The sequence below is a fragment of the Streptomyces xanthophaeus genome (assembly GCF_030440515.1).
GTDB classification, from domain to species: domain Bacteria; phylum Actinomycetota; class Actinomycetes; order Streptomycetales; family Streptomycetaceae; genus Streptomyces; species Streptomyces kutzneri.
Genome location: NZ_CP076543.1, coordinates 4,864,895 through 4,886,897 on the forward strand (window position 1 = coordinate 4,864,895; position 22,003 = coordinate 4,886,897).

20 protein-coding genes are annotated in these 22,003 nt (G+C 72.7%); 15 read left to right on the top strand and 5 right to left on the bottom strand.

Features of this window, described 5'->3' with window-relative positions:
- Nucleotides 1-5 precede the first annotated feature (5 nt).
- Nucleotides 6-2,204: an MMPL family transporter gene (locus KO717_RS21645; protein WP_301370405.1), complete on the top strand. Its 2,199-nt coding sequence runs from the start codon at nt 6-8 to the stop codon at nt 2,202-2,204.
- Between the two features lie 90 nt (nt 2,205-2,294).
- On the opposite strand, the gene KO717_RS21650 is transcribed toward KO717_RS21645, so the two are convergent.
- A complete protein-coding gene (locus KO717_RS21650; protein WP_301370406.1) occupies nt 2,295-2,717 on the bottom strand; it encodes an SsgA family sporulation/cell division regulator in 423 nt (140 codons plus the stop codon).
- 170 nt (nt 2,718-2,887) lie between these two features.
- On the opposite strand from KO717_RS21650, the gene KO717_RS21655 reads away from it, so the two are divergent.
- The 4 genes from KO717_RS21655 to KO717_RS21670 all read left to right on the top strand — a co-directional run bounded on the left by KO717_RS21655 (nt 2,888) and on the right by KO717_RS21670 (nt 6,736).
- Nucleotides 2,888-3,946: an energy-coupling factor ABC transporter permease gene (locus KO717_RS21655; RefSeq protein ID WP_301370407.1), complete on the top strand. Its 1,059-nt coding sequence runs from the start codon at nt 2,888-2,890 to the stop codon at nt 3,944-3,946.
- Nucleotide 3,947: 1 nt separating this feature from the next.
- Complete coding sequence (cbiQ, locus tag KO717_RS21660) at nt 3,948-4,709, top strand: cobalt ECF transporter T component CbiQ (RefSeq protein ID WP_301370408.1); 762 nt, start codon at nt 3,948-3,950, stop codon at nt 4,707-4,709.
- Nucleotides 4,697-5,482 (top strand): energy-coupling factor ABC transporter ATP-binding protein, encoded by a 786-nt coding sequence (locus tag KO717_RS21665; protein ID WP_301370410.1) that lies wholly within the window; start codon nt 4,697-4,699, stop codon nt 5,480-5,482. The genes cbiQ and KO717_RS21665 overlap by 13 nt, the downstream gene beginning before the upstream one ends.
- Before the next feature lie 96 nt (nt 5,483-5,578).
- On the top strand, nt 5,579-6,736 hold the full coding sequence (locus KO717_RS21670; protein ID WP_301370412.1) for a serine hydrolase domain-containing protein: 1,158 nt from the start codon (nt 5,579-5,581) through the stop codon (nt 6,734-6,736).
- Between the two features lie 24 nt (nt 6,737-6,760).
- On the opposite strand, the gene KO717_RS21675 is transcribed toward KO717_RS21670, so the two are convergent.
- Both KO717_RS21675 and KO717_RS21680 read right to left on the bottom strand, forming a co-directional pair.
- Nucleotides 6,761-7,252 carry a YbaK/EbsC family protein gene (locus KO717_RS21675; protein ID WP_301370415.1) on the bottom strand — a complete coding sequence of 164 codons (492 nt, stop codon included), beginning with the start codon at nt 7,250-7,252 and terminating at the stop codon, nt 6,761-6,763.
- A 79-nt stretch (nt 7,253-7,331) separates the two neighbouring features.
- A complete protein-coding gene (locus KO717_RS21680) occupies nt 7,332-8,975 on the bottom strand; it encodes a penicillin-binding transpeptidase domain-containing protein (protein WP_301370417.1) in 1,644 nt (547 codons plus the stop codon).
- A 160-nt stretch (nt 8,976-9,135) separates the two neighbouring features.
- Here KO717_RS21680 and KO717_RS21685 point away from each other — a divergent pair, with 160 nt between their 5' ends.
- Both KO717_RS21685 and KO717_RS21690 read left to right on the top strand, forming a co-directional pair.
- Complete coding sequence (locus KO717_RS21685; RefSeq protein ID WP_301370419.1) at nt 9,136-9,684, top strand: GNAT family N-acetyltransferase; 549 nt, start codon at nt 9,136-9,138, stop codon at nt 9,682-9,684.
- Nucleotides 9,685-9,828: 144 nt separating this feature from the next.
- The gene (locus tag KO717_RS21690) at nt 9,829-10,092 is read left to right on the top strand and encodes a hypothetical protein (RefSeq protein ID WP_301370421.1); all 264 of its coding nucleotides are present in this window, start codon (nt 9,829-9,831) and stop codon (nt 10,090-10,092) included.
- 22 nt (nt 10,093-10,114) lie between these two features.
- Here the strand turns inward: KO717_RS21690 and KO717_RS21695 are convergent, their stop codons facing one another.
- Entirely contained in the window at nt 10,115-10,696 is a 582-nt protein-coding gene (locus tag KO717_RS21695) for a dihydrofolate reductase family protein (protein ID WP_301370423.1), read from the bottom strand.
- Nucleotides 10,697-10,805: 109 nt separating this feature from the next.
- A complete protein-coding gene (locus KO717_RS21700; RefSeq protein ID WP_437184547.1) occupies nt 10,806-12,575 on the bottom strand; it encodes a dolichyl-phosphate-mannose--protein mannosyltransferase in 1,770 nt (589 codons plus the stop codon).
- A gap of 139 nt (nt 12,576-12,714) precedes the next feature.
- Between KO717_RS21700 and rsmI the strand changes: the two genes are divergently transcribed.
- From rsmI to KO717_RS21740, 8 genes are all read left to right on the top strand, one after another.
- Entirely contained in the window at nt 12,715-13,593 is an 879-nt protein-coding gene (gene rsmI / locus KO717_RS21705; RefSeq protein ID WP_301374656.1) for a 16S rRNA (cytidine(1402)-2'-O)-methyltransferase, read from the top strand.
- A gap of 139 nt (nt 13,594-13,732) precedes the next feature.
- A complete protein-coding gene (locus tag KO717_RS21710; RefSeq protein ID WP_437184548.1) occupies nt 13,733-14,236 on the top strand; it encodes a hypothetical protein in 504 nt (167 codons plus the stop codon).
- 10 nt (nt 14,237-14,246) lie between these two features.
- Nucleotides 14,247-15,137 (top strand): TatD family hydrolase, encoded by an 891-nt coding sequence (locus tag KO717_RS21715; RefSeq protein WP_301370425.1) that lies wholly within the window; start codon nt 14,247-14,249, stop codon nt 15,135-15,137.
- 115 nt (nt 15,138-15,252) lie between these two features.
- Nucleotides 15,253-16,773: a resuscitation-promoting factor gene (locus tag KO717_RS21720; RefSeq protein WP_301370427.1), complete on the top strand. Its 1,521-nt coding sequence runs from the start codon at nt 15,253-15,255 to the stop codon at nt 16,771-16,773.
- Nucleotides 16,770-17,690: a 16S rRNA (adenine(1518)-N(6)/adenine(1519)-N(6))-dimethyltransferase RsmA gene (rsmA, locus tag KO717_RS21725; protein ID WP_301370428.1), complete on the top strand. Its 921-nt coding sequence runs from the start codon at nt 16,770-16,772 to the stop codon at nt 17,688-17,690. The genes KO717_RS21720 and rsmA overlap by 4 nt, the downstream gene beginning before the upstream one ends.
- Nucleotides 17,687-18,598 (top strand): 4-(cytidine 5'-diphospho)-2-C-methyl-D-erythritol kinase, encoded by a 912-nt coding sequence (locus KO717_RS21730; protein WP_301370430.1) that lies wholly within the window; start codon nt 17,687-17,689, stop codon nt 18,596-18,598. The genes rsmA and KO717_RS21730 overlap by 4 nt, the downstream gene beginning before the upstream one ends.
- A gap of 203 nt (nt 18,599-18,801) precedes the next feature.
- A complete protein-coding gene (locus KO717_RS21735; protein WP_301370431.1) occupies nt 18,802-20,130 on the top strand; it encodes an acyltransferase family protein in 1,329 nt (442 codons plus the stop codon).
- Nucleotides 20,131-20,158: 28 nt separating this feature from the next.
- Nucleotides 20,159-21,961, top strand: a complete 1,803-nt coding sequence (locus KO717_RS21740) for an ABC-F family ATP-binding cassette domain-containing protein (protein ID WP_301370432.1) — start codon at nt 20,159-20,161, stop codon at nt 21,959-21,961.
- Nucleotides 21,962-22,003 lie beyond the last annotated feature (42 nt).

Below are 22,003 nucleotides of genomic sequence, written 5' to 3' on the forward strand. Positions count from 1 at the left end.
CCGACGTGGCTACCTTCCTCTACCGACTCGGCAGAGGCGCCTTCCGGCGCCGCGGCCTCGTCGCCCTCCTCTGGGTGGCGCTGCTGTTCGCCGCCGGCTTCGGCGCCGCCTCGGCGGCCGCGCCCACCTCCGGCTCGTTCTCGATACCCGGTTCGGAGGCCCAGAAGGCCTTCGACCTGCTGGACAAGCGCTTCCCGGGCATGGCCGCCGACGGCGCCACCGCCCGCATCGTCATCAAGGCCCCCGAGGGCGCCAAGGTCACCGACCCCGGCCCCAAGGCCGAGGTCCAGAAGATCGTCTCGGGTCTGAAGACCGGTCCGGGCGCGGCCGAGATCTCCTCCGTCGCCGACCCGTACGAGGTCCAGGCCGTGAGCCAGGACGGCTCCACCGCCTACATCAGCGCCAAGTACACCGTCAGCGGCATGGAGCTGAAGGACGACACCCGCGAGGCGCTCAAGGGCTCGGGCGAGGCCGCCAAGGCCGCCGGGCTGAACGTCCAGATCGGTGGCGACGCGCTGATGGCGGCCCCCGAGACGGGCTCCGGCGAGATCATCGGCATCGCGGTCGCCGCGATCGTCCTCGTCATCACCTTCGGCTCACTGATCGCCGCCGGTCTGCCGCTGCTGACCGCGATCATCGGCGTGGGCATCGGCGTCTCCTCCATCACCGCGCTCGCCAACGTGCTGGACCTCGGCAACACCACCGCCACCCTCGCGACGATGATCGGCCTCGCGGTCGGCATCGACTACGCCCTCTTCATCGTCTCCCGCTACCGCGTGGAGCTCGCCGAGGGCCGCGAGCGGGACGAAGCCGCCGGCCGCGCTGTCGGAACCGCCGGCTCCGCCGTCGTCTTCGCCGGTCTGACCGTGGTCATCGCCCTGGTGGGCCTGGCCGTCGTCAACCTCCCCATGCTGACCAAGATGGGCTTCGCGGCCGCGGGCACCGTGGTCATCGCCGTGCTCGTCGCGCTGACCCTGGTCCCGGCCATCCTCGGCTTCGCGGGCAAGAAGGTGCTGCCCGCGGGCGAGAAGAGCCGGCTGTTCGGCAAGGGCAAGCCGGCGGGCGCCGAGAAGAAGGCCAACGGCGGCACCCGCTGGGCCCGCTTCGTCCTGCGCCGCCCCGTCATGGTGCTGCTGGCCGGTGTGATCGGCCTCGGCGTCATCGCCATCCCGGCGAGCAAGCTGGAGATGGGCCTGCCGGACGACGGCGCCCAGCCGGTCTCCACCACCCAGCGCCAGGCGTACGACCTGCTGTCCGACGGCTTCGGCCCGGGCTTCAACGGCCCGCTGATGGTGGTCGTGGACGGTAACAAGGCGCTGGCCGACTCCACCGTCGACCGGATCAAGGGCCTGGACGGGGTCGTCGCGGTCACCCCGCCGACCCTCAACGAGGCCGGCGACGCCGCGGTGATCACCGTGATCCCGAAGGACCGCCCGTCCTCCACGCACACCGAGGAACTGGTCCACGAGATCCGCGACGGCAGCGGGGACGACGTCTTCGTCACCGGCGCCACCGCGATGAACATCGACTTCTCGCAGAAGATGAACGACGCGCTGCTGCCCTACCTGGCACTCGTCGTGGGCCTGGCCTTCCTGCTGCTGATGCTCGTCTTCCGCTCGGTCCTGGTCCCGCTCAAGGCGGCCCTCGGCTTCCTGCTCTCGGTCGTCGCCGCCCTCGGCGCCGTCGTCGCGGTCTTCCAGTGGGGCTGGCTCGGCTCGGTCTTCGGGGTGGAGCAGACCGGTCCGATCATGTCGATGATGCCGATCTTCATGGTGGGTGTCGTCTTCGGTCTGGCCATGGACTACGAGGTCTTCCTCGTCACCCGGATGCGTGAGGCGTACGTCCACGGCGAGCGCCCGGGCCAGGCCGTGGTCACCGGCTTCCAGTACAGCGCGCGGGTCGTCGTGGCCGCCGCCGTCATCATGATCGCGGTGTTCGCGGGCTTCATCGGGGCCAGCGAGCAGATGGTCAAGATGATCGGCTTCGGTCTGGCCGTCGCCGTCTTCTTCGACGCCTTCGTGGTCCGCATGGCCATCGTCCCCGCGGTGCTCGCGCTGCTCGGGCACAAGGCCTGGTGGCTGCCGAAGTGGCTGGACCGGCTGCTGCCGAACGTGGACGTGGAGGGTGAGAGCCTGCGCAAGCACCTGGAGTCCGCGCAGTCCCCGGAGGGCCCGGACAAGGACCGCGAGCTCGTCAACGCCTGACCCCCTCCGACCCCGTCGGCCCCGCACCTGCCGACAGGACGGCCCGGCCCCGTACCGCCCGATCACCGGGAGGGACGGGGCCGGGCCCGGTTACGCCCGACGGGTGACGGCGGCCGCGGGGGCGTACGTACGCCGCAGGAACCGGCGCAGTGCGGCGATGTCGAACTGGACGACGGCGACGCCCTCGGGGGAGTGGAACTCGACGACCGCCTGGACGCGGCCGCAGGGCCAGATGCGTACGTCCCCGGTCCCGGTCGGGGCCTGGAGGCCCGCCTCCAGGAGGGCCCGGGGGAAGACCCACTCGTTGTCGGTGCCCTCGGGGGACAGGCCCGCCGGGAAGACGATCCGCACGGCCAGCGGCTCGTCGCCGGCGAAGCGCAGGGCGACCGGGATGGTCCGGTAGAGGGGATCGTCCGTGATGACGCGGGCACGGACCCGTTCCTCGACGGTGGTGGCGGTGGCCGTCGCTGTGCCGGTTGCGGTCGCTGGGGGATTCTCGGCGGTTGCTGACATCGACAAGACTCCTCGAAATCAGAACATTTGCGTCCTTTTGTCCCGTCCAGCCTCGCACATTCCCACGAAAGCGCGCGGTTCTATTTGTCATGCGTCCGCTCTTGCCAACAGTTTGCAACTGGGCACTATGGTTGAACAGCTAAAGACTGAGTAAGAAGCGGAGCCACTCCATGCATGTGCCCGACGGATTCATCAACGCACCCGTCTCGGTGGCCGCCGGAGTGGTGGCCGCCGCCGCGGTGGCCGTCAGTCTCCGCGGCGCCCGGCGCGAACTCGACGAGCGCACCGCGCCGCTCGCCGGTCTCGTCGCCGCCTTCATCTTCGCCGTCCAGATGCTGAACTTCCCGGTCGCGGCCGGCACCAGCGGCCATCTGCTGGGCGGGGCGCTCGCCGCGATACTCGTCGGCCCCTACACCGGCGTGCTGTGCGTGTCCGTCGTCCTGCTCATGCAGGGCATCCTCTTCGCCGACGGCGGCCTGACCGCCCTCGGGGTGAACATCACCGTCATGGGCGTCGTCACCGTCGTCGTCGCCTACGCGATCTTCCGCGGCCTGGCCGGGATCCTGCCGCCCACCCGCCGCTCCGTGACCGTGGCCGCCTTCACCGGCGCCCTGCTCTCGGTGCCCGCCGCGGCCGCCTTCTTCACCCTCGTCTACGCCATCGGTGGCACCACCGACGTGCCCATCGGCAAGGTGCTCACCGCCATGGTCGGCGTGCACGTGCTCATCGGCATCGGTGAGGCCGCCATCACCGCGGCCACCGTGGGCGCCGTGATCGCCGTACGTCCCGACCTCGTGCACGCGGCCCGCGGCCTGGCCTCGCCCCTGAAGCTGCGCGTCGACGGCGCGCTCGTCGACGCCCCGGCCCCGGCCGCCGCACCCGTCGCCGCCCGCGCCGGATCCACGAAGAAGGTGTGGGTGACCGGCCTGGTCACCGCCCTCGTGCTCGCCGGGTTCGTCTCCTTCTACGCCTCCGCCGACCCCGACGGCCTGGAGAAGGTCGCTGCGGACAAGGGGATCGACGAGAAGGCCGAGGAGCACGCCGCGGCGAACTCCCCCCTCGCCGACTACAGCGTCAAGGACGTCGACGACGCCCGCCTGTCCGGCGGTCTCGCCGGGGTCATCGGCGTCGGCGTGACCGTCGTCGCCGGCACCGGGATCTTCTGGGCCGTGCGCCGCCGCCGGACCGAAGACCTCACCGCCACCTCCACCACCGTCTCGGCAGGCTGACATGGGGGCCGGCCACGCCCACAAGCTCTACCGCCACGGCCACTCGCCGGTCCACGACCTGCCCGCGCACTGCAAGCTCGCCGCGACCCTGGCCTTCGTCGTGGTCGTCGTGTCCACACCGCGCGAGGCGGTGTGGGCCTTCGGCCTGTACGCCGCCCTCCTCGTCGTGGTGGCCGCCGTCGCCCGGATCCCGGCCGGCTTCCTCCTCCGCCGCCTGCTGATCGAGGTGCCCTTCGTCGCCTTCGCCGTGCTCATGCCCTTCGTGGCCGAGGGCGAGCGGGTGGAGGTGCTCGGCATGTCGCTCAGCGTCTCGGGCCTCTGGGGCGCCTGGAACGTCCTCGCCAAGGGAACCCTCGGCGTGGCCGCGTCCGTCCTGCTCGCCTCGACGACCGAGCTGCGGGCCCTGCTGCTGGGCCTGCAGCGGCTGAAGCTGCCGCCACTGCTCGTCCAGATCGCCTCCTTCATGATCTGCTACGGCGATGTGATCAGCGACGAGCTGCGCCGGATGTCCATCGCCCGCCGCTCCCGCGGCTTCGAGGCGAGCGGGATCCGGCACTGGGGGGTGCTGGCCAAGACCGCCGGTGCGCTGTTCATCCGTTCCTACGAGCGCGGAGAGCGGGTCTACCTCGCGATGGTCAGCCGCGGCTACGCCGGTTCGATGCCGGTGATCGACGAGGTCGTGGCCACGCGCGCCCAGTGGGCGTACGCGGCCGTGCTCCCGGTGACGGCGCTCGCCGTCTGTCTGATGGGATGGACCCTGTGACCGACCCTGTGACCAGTACCCCCTCCCTCGAAGTCGCCGGCCTCGCCTACGCCTACCCGGACGGCCACCAGGCCCTCTTCGGGGTGGACCTGACCGTCGGGCAGGGCGAGCGGGTCGCCCTGCTCGGACCCAACGGCGCCGGCAAGACCACCTTGGTCCTGCACCTCAACGGCATCCTCACCGGCGGGGTCGGCACCGTGGCCGTCGCCGGGCTGCCGGTGGCGAAGCGGAACCTCGCCGAGATCCGCCGCCGGGTCGGGATCGTCTTCCAGGACCCCGACGACCAGCTGTTCATGCCGACCGTCCGCGAGGACGTGGCCTTCGGCCCGGCCGCGGCCGGAATGCGGGGCGCGGAGCTGGAGGAGCGGGTCCGGGCGGCCCTGGACCAGGTCGGCATGGCGGACTTCGCCGACCGGCCGCCGCACCACCTGTCCTTCGGCCAGCGCCGCCGCGTCGCGGTGGCGACCGTGCTGGCCATGCGGCCCGAGATCCTGGTCCTGGACGAGCCCTCGTCCAACCTGGACCCCGCCTCGCGCCGCGAGCTCGCGGACATCCTGCGCTCGCTGGACGTCACCGTGCTGATGGTGACCCACGACATGCCGTACGCGCTGGAACTGTGCCCGCGCTCGGTGATCCTCAGCGAAGGGGTCATCGCGGCGGACGGCCGCACGCAGGAGCTCCTGTGCGACGACGAGCTGATGCGCGCCCACCGGCTGGAGCTCCCGTTCGGCTTCGACCCGCGCACGCCCCTCCTGACGCGCCCCTCGCGCTGATCGGCGCCGGGGCGAGCCGGGAAGCAGGGCCGCCCGGCAGGCGTTGCATGTGGCGTGGGCGCCGTCGGGGCGCCGCGGCAGGTGCTGGGAGTAGACGTGGATGTCCACGGGACGGTGGCGGAGGGCTTCGAGCCCGTCAGAGACGCGTTCGTGCGCAACTTCGAGGTGCTCGGGGACCGGGGCGCGGCCGTCGCCGTCTACCGGGACGGCCGCAAGGTCGTCGACCTGTGGGGCGGCACCCGCGACGCGGAGGGCACCGAGCCCTGGACCGAGGGCACCGCGCAGATCGTCCGCTCCGCCACCAAGGGCGTGGCGGCCGCCGTACCGCTGCTGCTGCACCAGCGCGGACTGCTGGACCTGGACGCGCCCGTGGGCTCGTACTGGCCGGAGTTCAAGACGGGCGGCAAGGAGCGGATCCTGGTCCGCGACGTGCTCGCGCACCGCGCGGGCATACCGGCGCTGGACCGGGGGCTGAGCGCCGCCGAGGCCGCCGACGGGGTGTCCGGGGCGCGCGCGGTCGCCGCGCAGCGGCCCTTCTGGGAGCCGGGCACCGAGCACGGCTACCACGCGCAGACCTACAGCTGGCTGGTGTCCGAGCTGGTGCTGCGGGCGACCGGCCGCACGGTGGGCTCGGTCCTCGCGGAGGAGATCGCCGAACCGCTGGGGCTGGAGTTCTGGATCGGCCTGCCCGAGACCGAGACCCACCGGGTGGGCCGCGTGGCGCCGGTCGAGCCGCCCGAGAGCGCGGGCATGCTGCGGACCCGGCCGCGGCGCAACGTCTCCGAGGCCTACGCCGACCCCCACTCCCTCACCCGCCGCGCCTTCGCCGCCATCGAACCGCTGCCCGACGAGAACGACCCCGCCTACCGGGCCGCCGAGCTCCCCGCCTCGAACGGCATCGGGACGGCCCGCGCCCTGGCCCGTTTCTACGGGGCCACCGTCGGCGTGGTCGAGGACGGCGCGCGGATCTTCACCCCGGCCACCACCGGGCTGGCCACCCGGGAGCACTCCGCCGGACCGGACCGGGTGCTGGTCGTCAACACCCGCTTCGGCGCCGGCTACATGCTGCACGGCCCGGCCTCCCCGCTGCTCTCGCCGGCTTCCTTCGGCCACCCCGGCCGCGGTGGCTCCCTGGGCTTCGCGGACCCGGAGGCGGGCATCGGCTTCGGCTACGTCACCAACGCCCTGGCCAAGTCGGTCACCGCGGACCCCCGGGCGCAGGCCCTGGTCCGGGCCCTGAAGTCGGCCCTGTGAGCCCTGTGAGCCCGGTCGGTCCGCTCAGGCTTGCGCGTCGGCCGCCTGCTCGCGCACATCGGCCAGCGTGGCCCCCGCGTGAGCGATGAGCTCCTGCGGGGCCATCGGGAACACCGTGGTCGGGGTACCGGCCGCCGCCCAGATCTCCTCGTGGGCCAGCAGCGACCGGTCGGCCAGCACCCGGGTACGCGTGCGGTGCCCGAAGGGAGGGACCCCGCCGATCGCGTAGCCCGTGGTCTCCCGGACCAGGGCGGCATCGGCCCGCGTCACCTTCCCGGCGCCGAGCTCGCGGCGTACGGCCTCCACGTCCACCCGTGAGGCCCCGTCCATGAGGACCAGTACCGGGACCCCGTCCGCCGCGAAGATCAGCGACTTGACGATCTGGCTCAGCTCGCAGCCGATCGCGGCCGCCGCGTCGGCGGCCGTACGGGTCCCTTCGGGGAAGCTCCGGACGGTGAGGTCGAGGCCCAGCCCGGCAAGGGCCTCGGCGAACAGGGGGTGCGTGGACGTCGTCATGCCGCGACGTTAACGCCGCCCGGCGCGGCGACACGACCGATTTCGGCCCGGCGGGGCCGGTCGCGCCGCCGCCACCCGGTCAGCCCGCGTTCAGTACCTGGGCGACGATCGGCCCCGCCGCGTCGCCGCCGTGGCCGCCGCCCTCGACCATGGCCGCAGCGGCCATGTCACCGCTGAAGCCGGTGAACCAGCTGTCCGGGCTGTCCCCGGCGCCGCCGACCTCCGCCGAGCCGGTCTTCGCGCCCTTGTCCGAGCCGCCGACCGAGGCCATCGCCTTCTGTGCGGTGCCGCTGGAGGCCGTCAGCTTCATCATGCCGACGAGCTGCTGCTGCACCGAGGACTTCATCCGGCGCTGGGCCGTCGCGATCTTCCGGCCGTCCAGCTCCGGCGAGACCAGCAGCGGCTGGCGGAAGACACCGGTACGTGCGGTCGCGGTGATGGACGCGACGTTCAGCGGGTTCATGGTGATCTGGCCCTGCCCGATGTACTCGGCCGCCGCCGCCGCGCCCGTGGCCGGCGGGACCTTGCCGTCGGTGGACTTGATGCCGGTCTTCCAGTCCAGGTCGATGCCGAAGACTTCCGTGGCCTCCTTCGGCAGGGCGGAGTCGTCGTTCACGGGCTTGATCTGCTTGATGAAGGCGGTGTTGCAGGAGCGGGCGAACGAGGTCGCGAAGTTGGTTCCGGGCGGCAGCTCGAAGTTGTTCAGGTTGTGGAACTCACGGCCCCAGGTCACCGTCTTCCCGCACTCCGCGGGCTTGTCCGCGGCGACCAGGCCGCGGTCCAGCAGCATGGCGGCCGTCACGATCTTCATCGTGGATCCGGGGGCGCGGGTGCCCCGCATCGCCGCGTTGAAGCCGTCCTTGCGGTTGTTCGCGACGGCCAGGATGTGGCCGTTGCTCGGCTGGACGGCGACCACCGAGGCCTCCGGGAACTTGGTGACCGCCTGCTCGGCCGCCGCCTGCACCTTCGCGTCCAGGTACGTCTTGAGGGTGCTCGGCTCGCCCTCGACCAGGGTGAGCAGGGTCCGCTTGGGCGCCTCCTTGGCGACCGGCTCGATCCATACCTCGGCCCCGGGCTTGCCGCCCGCCTTGTTGCCGTAGTTCTGGCGCAGCTCGTCGAGGATCTGGCGCAGCGAGGGGTACTTCTCCGCGGTCAGCTCCTCGCCGTTGCGGTCCACGGCCTTGACGGGCGGGTTCGCGGGGGCGCCGGCGCGCAGTTTCTCGTCCTTCTGGAGCTGCGGGTGGATCACCGAGGGCTGCCAGTCGACCAGCGGCTTCCCGCTGTTCAGCCCGCGCACCACGGTCAGCTGGGAGTCGTAGGCCAGCGGCTTGGTGGTGCCCTCGTACGTGATCTCCGCCTCGACCTTGAACGGCACGGTGGTGCCGTTCGGCGTGCCGGGGGTGATCACGGCCTTGGACACGTAGGCCTTGGTCTTGAACTCCCCGACCGCGGCCTGCGCGGCCGCGGCGTTGTTCGTCAGGTCGGCGGCCACCCGCTCGTCCCCGGCCGCCCATGCGGCCAGGAAGGCCTTGGCGGTCTTCGCGGCGTCCTTCTCGCTGACCGGCCCGCTGCCCTTCTCGGCCTGGACGGAGGTCTCGCCGTCCTTGCCTTCCGTCGCGTCCCCGCCGGCGTCTCCCACCAGCGTGTACACCCCGTACCCGGCGCCACCGAGCATGGCGAGGAACACCCCGCCGATGACGGCACCCTTCGCTGCCCCGTTCACGTAAGTCCTTCCCCCATGGTCACGGTTCCTGAACATGTTCAAAGAACCCTTGGTGCGGACTTTACTCTGTGCAGCTCTCCGGTACGCCATTGTTACCGGACCGGAACATCCGAACGTAATCGGCTCGTCACCGGCGGCTCCCCTTTCCTAGAGTGCCGCCGTGGACCTCACCTACCGGCGTTACGCCGATGCCGATGCCGATGACCTGGTCGCCTTCCTCACCGGGGACACCTGGCCGTTCCACGGCTCGGCCGTGGTCGACCCGGAGCAGGCCCGGCAATGGGCCGCGGACGGCCGCTTCGACAACGCGGAGACCAGATCGTTCTGGATCGCCGCCGGCGGCGAGACCCTCGGCCTGGTCCGCCTGATGGACCTGGGCGACAGCACGCCCGTCTTCGACCTGCGGATCCGCTCCCGGTACCGGGGCCGGGGGATCGGCGGCCACGCGCTGACCTGGCTGACGGGACACCTGTTCACCGAACTCCCCCGGATCCGGCGGATCGAGGGGACCACGCGCCAGGACAACGCGGCGATGCGCCGCGCCTTCCGGCGGTGCGGGTACGTCAAGGAGGCGCACTACCGGGAGGGATGGCCCTCGGCCGACGGTACGGTCCACGACGCGGTCGGCTACGCGATCCTGCGTCGGGACTGGGCCGCCGGCACGGTCACCGCCCCCGCCTGGGACGACGAGCACACACGGGAGGGCTGACACCGGCACGGCCCGAACATGCGTGCACTGATGCCGTGTTCTAGCGTCGGAAGAGCGAGGGCCCCCGCTCCAAGCCGCCGCCCCCGCCCGCGGTCCGGCGCGTCTGCGGACCGCGCGACCCACCGAGAGAGCAGGTGCATCCGCATGCGTCCGTCGGCTCGTATCCCCAGCATCCTGGCAGGCCTGGCCCTCGCCGTCGGCGGCACCGTCATCGCCGCCCCGTCCGCCCACGCGGACGTGAAGGCCTGCGAGCAGTACGTCGCCCAGCACGCTCCGAAGGCCACGGACGGCGCCACGGAGGCCTGCTACCAGGGGTCGATCGGCAACCAGACCAGCTGCGACGCCAGCCTCGTCGCGGTCGGCGCGAGCAAGGACGTCGCGGCCTCGGCCTGCGAGGCATCCCGCTAGGACGTGTCCGCAGCCGTGTCCGTCAACGGCGCACCCGATAGCGCAGGTGAAGCACCCGGTTGCCCTGAATCACCACGTCAGGATCCTCCAACAGGTGCTGCGCGTGGACCGACCCGAAGTAGCGCCTGCCGGACCCGAACACGACGGGCACGACGTCCATGCGCACCTCGTCGACCAGGCCCGCGGCAAGCACCTGGCCACCGACGTCGCCGGCGGCGACCTCGACCATGCGCTCACCCGCGAGCTCCTGGGCCTTGGCCATGGCTGCCTCGACGCCGTCGACGAAGTGAAACGGCGCCTCGAGGTCCCAGCCCTCGGGCATGGGCCGGTGCGACACGACGACCACGTGGTCGATCCCGCCCGGCGGCTTCCCGTCCCAGCCGTCCGTCAGGTCGAAGACGCGGCGGCCGACGACCGTGACACCGATCCGGTCCCAGTAAGGCCGGGTGTAGTCGTAGGACGTCTGCGACACCTTCAGCACGCCGCTCTCGTCCAACGGGACGTCACCGCTGGACAGCCAGTCGAACAGCGGTCCGGGCTGGTCGTTCTCGTCCGCGACGAAGCCGTCCACCGACACCGAGCTGTACATGACCACCTTGCCCACGGGGCCTCTCCTCTGCTTCGGGGTGCCCCAAATTAGCGTGTCGTGAAATGTCGCTCCTGCAAGACGACGGGCCCGGCACCAGAAGGTGCCGGGCCCGTCGTCTGCGCTGCTAGACCCAGGTGTCCAGCCACATGCGGCCGCGCCAGGAGTCCATCGGGAGGGTCTGGCCCGTGTAGATCGGCCAGAAGTAGATGAAGTTCCACGCGATCAGCAGGACCAGCACGCCCGCGCCGATCGCGCCCAGCGCCCGGCGGCGCTCGCTCGACCCGGCCGGGCCCAGCAGGGCGCCGATCATCATCGCCACCGCCAGACACAGGTACGGGACGAAGACCACCGCGTAGAAGTAGAAGATCGTCCGCTCCTGGTAGTTGAACCAGGGCAGCAGACCCGCACCCAGCGCGCACGCGATCGCGCCCGCCCGCCAGTCGCGGCGGAAGAACCACCGCCACAGCACGTACAGCAGCGCGAAGCAGCCCGCCCACCACAGCAGCGGGGTGCCCAGGGCCAGGACCTCGCGGGCGCACTTGCCCGCCGCGGTCGCCGGACAGCCGTCGGCGCCGGCCTCGGGGGACTCGTAGAAGTAGGAGACGGGCCGGCCCAGGACCAGCCAGCTCCACGGGTTGGACTCGTAGGTGTGCCCCGAGGTCAGGCCCACGTGGAACCTGTAGACCTCGGTCTCGTAGTGCCACAGGCTGCGCAGCCACTCCGGCAGGAAGCCCAGCGAACTGCCCTGGTCGTACTTGGCCGCCCAGTCCCGCAGATAGCCGCCCTTGCCGTTGTCCGGACTGAGGATCCAGCCCGACCACGAGGCCAGGTACGTGGCGATCGCCACCGGCACGGTGGAGACGAAGGCGGGCAGCGCGTCGCGGCGCAGCATCGAGGCGTACGGGGCGCCCGCGCCCGCGGTGCGGCGCGCGGCGGCGTCCCACAGCACGGTCAGCACGCCGAAGAAGGCGAGGATGACGAAGCCGTTCCACTTCGTGCCCCCGGCCAGACCCAGGCAGACGCCGGCCAGGATCCGGTACGGCCGCCAGCCCAGCCGCAGCGTCTCGGCGATCTTCACGTCCGGCCGGGTCCGGCCCTCCTCGTCCACCGGCAGCGCGTCCGCGAGCCGGGCTCTGGCCCGGTCGCGGTCGATGAGCAGGGCCCCGAAGGCGGCCAGCACGAAGAACATCAGCACCAGGTCCAGCAGCGCGGTGCGGCTCATCACCAGGTGCAGGCCGTCCACCGCGAGCAGCGCGCCCGCCAGGCAGCCCAGGAAGGTCGAGCGGAAGAGACGGCGCCCGATGCGGCACAGCATGAACACCGACAGGGTGCCGAGCACGGCGGTCATGAACCGCCAGCCGAAGGGCGTGAAGCCGAACATCCACTCGCCGAGCCCGATCACCCATTTGCCGACCGGCGGGTGCACGACGTAGCCCGGATCGGTCGGGAGGGCGACCCCGTCCGGGTTGGCGAGGATCGAGGCGTCGATGTCCTTGGGCCAGCTCGCCTCGTAGCCCTGGCGGATCGTGGCCCAGGCGTCCTTGGCGTAGTACGTCTCGTCGAATATCACCGCCTTCGGGCTGCCCAGGTGCACGAACCGCAGCACCCCGGCGACCAGCGCCACCAGCAGCGGCCCCGCCCACGAGGCGATCAGCCGCCAGGTCCCCCATACCTGGGGCGGCAGCCCGAAGGTCATCCACAGCTGCTTGGACGGCCTGGTGTACGGGGGCACCAGGCGGGTGCGGACGTCCGCGCGCGCGGACGCGGCGGCGGGCGGCACGTAGCCGAAGCCGCGCAGCCGGCGCAGCCAGGTGGGCGGCTCGTCTTCGCGTCCCACCGATGAGGCGGGCGGGGCCCCCGCGGGGCTGGGCGGCGGCGTCGCGGTACTGGTCACCGGCACATCGTAGGGAAGAGATCTGTGTGCGCCACCAGTGGCGGGGGGCGGCGGGGCACCGGGCTGAGAGGATGGGCGGGTGACGACTGACCAGCCCCGCGGTACCGAAGCCACCACGACAGCAGCCACGGCCGGAGGCCTGACGGGCACGCTCGTGCTCGCCGGCACCCCCATCGGCGATCTCGCGGACGCCCCGCCGCGTCTGGCGGCCGAGCTGGAGCGGGCCGATGTGATCGCCGCCGAGGACACCCGGCGGCTGCGCCGGCTGACCCAGGGGCTCGGCGTGCACACCACCGGGCGCGTCCTGTCGTACTTCGAGGGCAACGAGTCGGCGCGCACCCCGGAGCTGGTCGAGGCCCTGGCCGGCGGGGCGCGTGTACTGCTGGTGACGGATGCGGGCATGCCGTCGGTCTCCGACCCCGGCTACCGGCTGGTCGCCGCCGCCGTGGAGAAGGACATCAAGGTCACCGCCGTCCCCGGGCCGTCCGCGGTGCTCACCGCGCTCGCCATGTCCGGGCTGCCGGTGGACCGGTTCTGCTTCGAGGGGTTCCTGCCGCGCAAGGCGGGGGAGCGCCTGAGCCGGCTGCGCGAGGTCGAGGGCGAGCGGCGCACGCTCGTCTACTTCGAGGCCCCGCACCGGCTCGACGACACCCTGGCCGCGATGGCCGAGGTCTTCGGCGCCGACCGGCGGGCCGCGGTCTGCCGCGAGCTGACCAAGACCTACGAGGAGGTCAAGCGCGGCGGGCTCGGCGAGCTCGCGGCCTGGGCCGCCGAAGGGGTGCGCGGTGAGATCACCGTCGTGGTCGAGGGCGCCCCGGCCGCCGTGCCCGGAGATGTGGACGACGAGGAGCTGGTGCGCCGGGTGCGGGTGCGCGAGGAGGCCGGCGAGCGGCGCAAGGAGGCCATCGCGGCGGTCGCGGCCGAGGCCGGCGTACCCAAGCGCGAGGTGTTCGACGCTGTGGTCGCGGCAAAGAACGCGGCACAAAAGGTGCCCTCGGTGGGTAAAGAGCTAGCCTGAAAAGCAAAGCTCAGACCGCGCACCGGGCGCTTTTGACATGAGTCGCCCAAAGACCGTCCAACAGTAGACAGGGCCTGATGCGCTCCCGCCCGTTGAGGCGTCCACTGGCAATGGCACCAGTGGAACAAGAGGAGCTGGCATGAGTGAGATCGCAGACACCCCGGTACCCGTCCCCGCCGCAGTCCCTGTCGCTGTGACCGCTTCCGACGTGCACACCGTGCACGAGGCCTACTCCTTCGCGTGCATGAGGTGCGGGTACGGCTGGGAGCAGGCGTACGCGATCGAGCACCATGTCGACGGCAAGGGCGAGCCGTTCATCATGTACAAGGTCGACGGCGAGCGGGTGCCCTCCCCCCTGTCCAACCCGACCTGCCTGAACTGCGGCGGACACGTCGTACGGATCATGCGGGCCGGGCAGGTCTCCTCGGTGCTGGGCATGATCGACCACATCTACCACCACCAGATCGCCCCCGGGATCGCCGGTCCGGTGCCGGCCGGTGCGAACGTCCCCCGGACGCCGAAGCCGCCGAAGCAGCGCAGGCCCGCCCGGTCGCACGCCTCCCCGGGGCCGGTGGTCGCCGGCCCGGCCGGGGAGCGCCCGGGCCTGCTCTCCCGTCTGAAGGGGCTCTTCCGCCGGTCATAAGATCGGCCGTATGAGCACACGCGTGGAGAAGACGCAGCCCAAGGACGCACCGCCGCCGCTGCCCGAACCCCTCCGGGTGGCGGTGGCGGACTCGCACACCCACCTCGACATGCAGTCCGGGACCGTCGAGGAGGGCCTCGCGAAGGCCGCCTCGGTGGGCGTGACCACCGTCGTCCAGGTGGGCTGCGACGTGAAGGGCTCCCGGTGGGCCGCCGAGACCGCGGCCGCGTACGCGAACGTCCACGCGGCCGTCGCCCTCCACCCGAACGAGGCCCCGCGCATCGTCCACGGCGATCCGGACGGCTGGTCGCGCCAGGGCGCCCGGTCCGGCGGCGGCGAGGCCGCCCTGGACGAGGCCCTCGCCGAGATCGAGGCGCTGGCGGCCCTCGACCACGTCAAGGCGGTCGGCGAGACCGGTCTCGACCACTTCCGCACCGGGCCGGAGGGCATGGCCGCGCAGGAGCGTTCCTTCCGCGCGCACATCGAGATCGCCAAGCGGCAGGGCAAGGCGCTCGTCATCCACGACCGGGACGCCCACGCGGACGTGCTGCGCGTCCTGCGGGAGGAGGGCGCCCCCGAGCGCACCGTCTTCCACTGCTACTCAGGGGACGCCGACATGGCCCGCGAGTGCGCCGCCGCCGGGTACTACATGTCCTTCGCCGGGACCGTCACCTTCAAGAACGCCGCGCCGCTGCGCGAGGCCCTGGCCGTGGCGCCGCTGGAGCTGGTGCTCGTCGAGACGGACGCGCCCTACCTCACCCCTGCGCCGTACCGCGGACGGCCCAACGCGCCGTACCTCATTCCGCTGACGGTCCGGGCCATGGCCGCGGTCCGCGGCATCGACGAGGACGCGATGGCCACCGCGCTGGCGGCCAACACGGCCCGCGCCTTCGGCTACTGATTCCCCGCCCGCTCCGACACGCTGAGTAGCCGTCCCGCTTTGGAGCGTGACGACTCCTCCGCTAGGGTGCCGTGCCCGCACCAGAGGGTGCCGGATCACCAGTGGAGCGAGCGTCGTGAGCGATACGCAGGGCAGTCACCGCCGTGGCGGTCCCGTCCCCGAGGCGTACGAGGCCCAGCCCTTGGCCCAGCCCGTGGCCTGGCCGTCCGGTACGGAGGATCCCGGGCCCGCCGCGTGGGACCCGGAGCCCCCGGTCCCGGTCCCGGTCCCGGGACCGCGCGGCGGGCGCCGCCGCCGGGCCGGTCTGTCACCGGCCGAGCTGTCGGAGGCCGACACCCTGGCCGCGGCGCCCGTCGCGCCCGGCTCGGGCCGCCGCCGGGCCGGGGCCCCCGCGGCCTTGGCCGTGGCCCCGGCCGCACCCGCCGCACCCGCCGCACCCGCCGCACCCGCCGCACCTGCCGCGCCCGCCGCACCCGCCGTCCCCACCCCCACGGTGCCGGGCCGCCGCCGCGCCCGGGGCCGCGGCGCCCCCGCCGAGCCCCTCGGCGGGAACTGGCGGCGGATCGTGCCGCAGGCCCTCGTCGTCGCCTTCCTCGCGGGCGGCACCACGGCCTTCGTCGCCGCCGACAAGGCCGTACGGCTCACCGTGGACGGCGTCCCGCGCAACCTCCACACCTTCGCCGACGACATCGGCGAACTGCTCGCCGCCGAAGGCCTCGGCGTCGGCCCCCACGACCTCGTCGCCCCCGCCCCCGGCGAACGCCTCGACGACGGCGAGGAGATCGTCGTCCGCTACGGCCGCCCCCTCCACATGACCCTCGACGGACAGCAGCGCCAGGTGTGGACCACCGCCCGCACCGTCGAGGGCGCCCTGCGCCAGTTCGGCATCCGCGCCGAGGGCGCCTACCTCTCCGCCCCCCGCACCGCCCCCGTCCCGCGCGCCGGGCTGGCCCTCAGCGTCCGCACCGAACGCAGCGTCACCTTCATGGCCGACGGCCGCGAACGCACCATCCGCACCAACGCCGCCACCGTCCAGGAGGCCCTCGACCAGGCCGGCATCACCCTCCAGGGCCAGGACACCACCTCCGTACCGCCCACCGACTTCCCGCGCGACGGCCAGACCGTCACCGTGCTCCGCGTCACCGGCACCCGTGAGGTCCGCGAGGAGCGGATCCCGTACGAGACCGAGAAGGTCAAGGACCCCGAGCTGTTCGCCGGCACCGAGGTCGTCGAGCGCGTCGGCAGCCCCGGGGCGCGCAGGGTCACGTACAGCCTGCGCACCGTCAACGGGGTCCGGCAGAAGCCGCGGCCGATCGCCGACGAGGTCGTCCGCGAACCCGTCACCCAGCTCGTCAAGGTCGGCACCAAGGCGCTGCCGAGCTCCGTCGCCGGAGCTGACGGCCTCAACTGGGCGGCCCTCGCCCAGTGCGAGTCCGGCGGCCGCCCCTCCGCCACCGACGCCTCGGGGACCTACGGCGGGCTGTACCAGTTCGACGTCCGCACCTGGCAGGCCCTCGGCGGCAGCGGACGCCCGCAGGACGCCTCGGGCGCGGAGCAGACGTACCGGGCGAAGAAGCTCTACGTGCAGCGGGGGGCGAGTCCGTGGCCGCACTGCGGCCGTACGCTTTACCGGTGAGCACCGCAGAGCAGCAGCCCGAGAACACCGAGAACACCTCCCCCGCCGCGTCCGACGCCCTCCTCGGCCCGGCCGACATCAGGGAGCTGGCCGCCGCCCTCGGCGTACGCCCGACGAAGCAGAAGGGGCAGAACTTCGTCATCGACGCCAACACGGTCCGCAGGATCGTGCGCACCGCCGAGGTCCGCCCGGACGACGTGGTCGTCGAGGTCGGCCCGGGGCTCGGCTCGCTGACGCTCGCACTGCTGGAGGCCGCGGACCGGGTCGTCGCCGTCGAGATCGACGACATCCTCGCCGCCGCCCTGCCCGCCACCATCGAGGCGCGGATGCCCGCGAAGAAGGACCGCTTCGCGCTGGTCCACTCCGACGCGATGCTGGTGACCGAACTGCCCGGCCCGGCGCCGACCGCGCTCGTCGCGAACCTGCCGTACAACGTGGCCGTGCCCGTCCTGCTCACCATGCTCGACCGCTTCCCGACCATCGAACGCACGCTCGTGATGGTGCAGGCCGAGGTCGCCGACCGGCTGGCCGCGGAACCGGGCAACAAGGTCTACGGGGTGCCCTCCGTCAAGGCCAACTGGTACGCGCACGTCAAGCGGGCCGGCGCCATCGGCCGCAAGGTCTTCTGGCCCGCCCCGAACGTCGACTCCGGTCTCGTCTCGCTGGTGCGCCGCACCGAGCCGATCAAGACCACCGCCACCAAGGCCGAGGTCTTCGCCGTCGTCGACGCCGCCTTCGCCCAGCGCCGCAAGACGCTGCGCGCCGCACTGGCCGGCTGGGCCGGCTCGGCGGCGGGCGCGGAGGCCGCGCTGGTCGCCGCCGGTGTCTCGCCGCAGGCCCGCGGCGAGTCCCTGACGGTCGAGGAGTTCGCGGCGATCGCCGAGCACAAGCCGGCGGCGGAGAGGCCCGCACTGTGAGCGCGCACCAGGCGCCCGTGACCGTACGGGTCCCCGCGAAGGTCAACGTCCAGCTGGCGGTGGGCGCGGCCCGCCCCGACGGCTTCCACGACCTGGCCAACGTCTTCCTCGCCGTCTCCCTGTACGACGAGGTCACCGCCACCCCGGCCGACGCCCTGACCATCACCTGCACCGGCCCCGACGCCGGCCAGGTCCCCCTGGACCGCACCAACCTCGCGGCGCGCGCCGCCGAGATCCTCGCGGCCCGGGCCGGGATCGAACCCGCCGTCCACCTGCACATCGCGAAGAACATCCCGGTCGCGGGCGGCATGGCGGGCGGCAGCGCGGACGGCGCGGCGGCGCTGCTGGCCTGCGACACCCTGTGGGGCCTGGACACCCCGCGCGCCGAGCTCCTCGACATCTGCGCGGAGCTCGGCAGCGACGTCCCCTTCAGCCTCGTCGGCGGGGCCGCGCTCGGCACCGGCCGCGGTGAGCTGCTCACGCCGGTCGGGGCGGGGACGTTCCACTGGGTCTTCGCGGTGGCCGACGGCGGTCTGTCCACCCCGGCGGTCTTCCGCGAGTTCGACCGCCTCACCGCCGGCACCCGGGTCCCGGCCCCCGAAGCCTCCCCGGCGCTGCTGGCGGCCCTGGCTTCGGGCGACGCGGACGCGCTGGGCGCCACCTTGGCCAATGACCTCCAGGCCGCGGCGCTTTCGCTTCGGCCGCAGCTGGCGCGGACGCTGGCCGCGGGCATGGAGGGTGGGGCGCTCGCCGCGCTGGTCTCCGGCTCGGGGCCGACGACGGCGTTCCTCGCCGCGGACGAGGAGGCTGCCGCCAAGGTCGCGGCGGCGCTGTCCGCCTCCGGCAGCTGCCGGGCCACGCGGATCGCCTCCAGTCCGGCCCCCGGAGCCACGGTCCTGCCGTCCTGACCCCGCGGGTCCGCTGCTGGGGCTCCGCCCCAGACCCCGCGCCTCAAACGCCGGCGGGGCTGAAGAACAGCCCCGCCGGCGTTTGAGGCGCGGGGTTCGGGGCGGAGCCCCGGTACGGGGGCGGAGTCCCGGGGCGGTACTCAGGCCGGAGTTGAGTATCCGCGCCCTGTCGGGAGACGGTCCGTGGCGGCGACCGTGGCGTCATGACAGCTAGCGCACGCGCCCTGGCCGAGGCCACCCCCGCCGACCGTGACCGGTACGTCGACCTGCTGCGCGTCGCCTCGCTCGGCACCGTCATCGCCGGACACTGGCTGATGGCCGCCGTCAGCGGCGACGGCATAGGGAATCTGCTCGCCCTCGTGCCCGCCCTCCAGGTGCTCACCTGGGGGCTGCAGATCATGCCCGTCTTCTTCTTCGTCGGCGGGTTCTCGCACGCCCTGTCCTACCGCTCCCTGGCCCGCCGCACCGACGGGCCCGTCTACGCCGTCTTCCTGCGGGCCCGGCTCCAGCGGCTGCTGCGCCCCACCCTCGTCTTCGTCCTGGTGTGGGCCGCCGCCGCGCTCGCCGTGCAGCTCGCCGGTCACGGCGGCGGAACGCTGACCGGGGCGGCGCTGCGGCTCGTCACCCAGCCGCTGTGGTTCATCGGGATCTACCTCGCCATGGTCGCCTTCACCCCGCCGCTGCTGAAGCTGCACGAGCGCCACGGCTGGGCCGCCTTCGCCGCCCTGGCCGGGGCGGCCGCCCTGGTCGACGTACTGCGCTTCGCGTTCGGCGTCCCGTACGTGGAGTTCCTGAACTTCGCCCTCGTGTGGCTCGCCGTCCACCAGCTCGGCTTCCTGCGCGCCGACGGCCGCATCCGCAGGCCCGCCCTCCTCGCCGCCGTGGGACTCGCCTGCGCCGCCCTGCTGGTGGCGTACGGTCCGTACCCGCTCTCCATGGTCGGGATGCCCGGCGAGAAGGTCTCCAACATGGCCCCGCCCACCCTCGCCCTGCTCTGCCACGGCCTGTGGCTCGTCGGTGCCGTCCAGCTGGCGGCCGGGCCGGCCACCGCGTGGCTGCGCCGCCCGCGCGTCTGGCGCGGGGTGGTCGCGGCCAACGGCCTCGCCATGACCGCCTTCCTGTGGCACCTGACCGCCATGCTCGGCGTGTACGCGGCCCAGCTCGCCCTCGGCCTCGGCCTGCCGGCCCCCGCCACGGCCGCCTGGTGGGCGCAGGTCCCGGTACGGTTCCTGGCCGCGGCCGCCCTGACGGGTGTGCTCGTCGCGCTGTTCCGCCGCTTCGAGGCGCCCCGGACCGGCGCGCCCGCCCCCGCGCGGAGCTCCGGCGGCCCCGTCGCCGCCCTCGGGATCACCCTGTGCCTGCTCGGCATCCTGGGCCTGTCCATGACCGGCCTCGGCGGCCTGCTCGACGGGCACAGCGCCACGCTGATCGCCCTGCCCGTCACCGCGCCGGCCGCGATCGCGATGGCACTGGGCGGCTGGTATCTCGTAGAACGGTCTGCCCCGGCCCGGAGGGTTAGGCTGAGGGGCTGATCCACACCCTTTCCCTGGAGCGCGTCTGATGGCCGTCAATCTGGTCAATGTCGAGGCAGTCAGCAAGGTGTACGGCACACGTACCCTGCTGGACGGCATCTCCCTCGGCGTGTCCGAGGGGGACCGGATCGGCGTGGTCGGCCGCAACGGCGACGGCAAGACCACCCTCATCCGGATGATCGCCAAGCTGGAGGAGCCCGACACCGGACGGGTCACCCAGTCCGGCGGCCTGCGCATGGGCGTCCTCACCCAGCACGACTCCCTCGACCCCCGGGCGACCATCCGCCACGAGATCATCCGGGACATGGCCGACCACGAGTGGGCCGGCAACGCCAAGATCCGTGACGTCCTCACCGGACTCTTCGGCGGCCTCGACCTGCCCGGCTTCGGCCAGGGCCTCGACACCGTCATCGGCCCGCTCTCCGGTGGCGAGCGCCGCCGGATCGCCCTCGCCAAGCTGCTCATCGCCGACCAGGACCTCCTGATCCTCGACGAGCCCACCAACCACCTCGACGTCGAGGGCATCTCCTGGCTGGCCAAGCACCTCCAGGAGCGCCGCTCCGCGCTCGTCTGCGTCACCCACGACCGCTGGTTCCTCGACCAGGTCTGCACCCGCATGTGGGACGTGCAGCGCGGTGACGTGCACGAGTACGAGGGCGGTTACAGCGACTACGTCTTCGCCCGCGCCGAGCGCGACCGCATCGCCGCGACCGAGGAGTCCAAGCGGCAGAACCTGATGCGCAAGGAGCTGGCCTGGCTGCGCCGCGGCGCCCCCGCCCGGACCTCCAAGCCGCGTTACCGCATCGAGGCCGCCAACGAGCTCATCGCCGACGTGCCGCCGCCGCGCGACACCTCCGAGCTGATGCGGTTCGCCAACGCCCGGCTCGGCAAGACGGTCTTCGACCTGGAAGGCGTCAGCGTCCACGCCGGCCCGAAGGAACTCCTCAAGCACCTCACCTGGCACCTGGGCCCCGGCGACCGCGTCGGCCTCGTCGGCGTCAACGGCGCCGGCAAGACCTCCCTGCTGCGCGCCCTCGCCGAGGCCGCCCGCACCCAGGGCGAGGTCCAGCCCGCCGCCGGAAAGATCATCGTCGGCAAGACCGTCAAGCTGGCGTACCTCTCGCAGGAGGTCGGCGAACTCGACCCGTCCCTGCGCGTCCTGGAGGCCGTCCAGCGCGTGCGTGACCGCGTCGACCTGGGCAAGGGCCGCGAGATGACGGCGGGCCAGCTCTGCGAGCAGTTCGGCTTCACCAAGGAGAAGCAGTGGACGCCGGTCGGCGACCTCTCCGGCGGTGAGCGCCGCCGTCTGCAGATCCTGCGCCTGCTGATGGACGAGCCCAACGTCCTCTTCCTCGACGAGCCCACCAACGACCTCGACATCGAGACCCTGACCCAGCTGGAGGACCTCCTCGACGGCTGGCCCGGCTCGATGATCGTGATCTCCCACGACCGCTTCTTCATCGAGCGCACCACCGACACGGTGATGGCGCTGCTCGGCGACGCGAGCCTGCGGATGCTGCCGCGAGGTCTGGACGAGTACCTGGAGCGCCGGCAGCGGATGATCGAGGCGGCCGCCCCGGCGCCCGTCCAGTCCGCGGGCTCCGCGAAGTCCACCGCCTCGGGGGACTCGCGCGCCGCGAAGAAGGAACTCCAGAAGATCGAGCGGCAGCTGAACAAGCTGTCCGACCGCGAGGGCAACCTGCACGCGCAGATCGCCGAGAACTCCACCGACTACGACAAGGTGGCCAAGCTCGACGCGGAGCTGCGCGAACTCCTCTCGGACCGCGACGAATTGGAGATGCGCTGGCTGGAGCTGGCCGAGGAGGCCTGAGCGGGGCCGGGCCGGGTCAGTGATAGAAAGGTCATCCTCCCC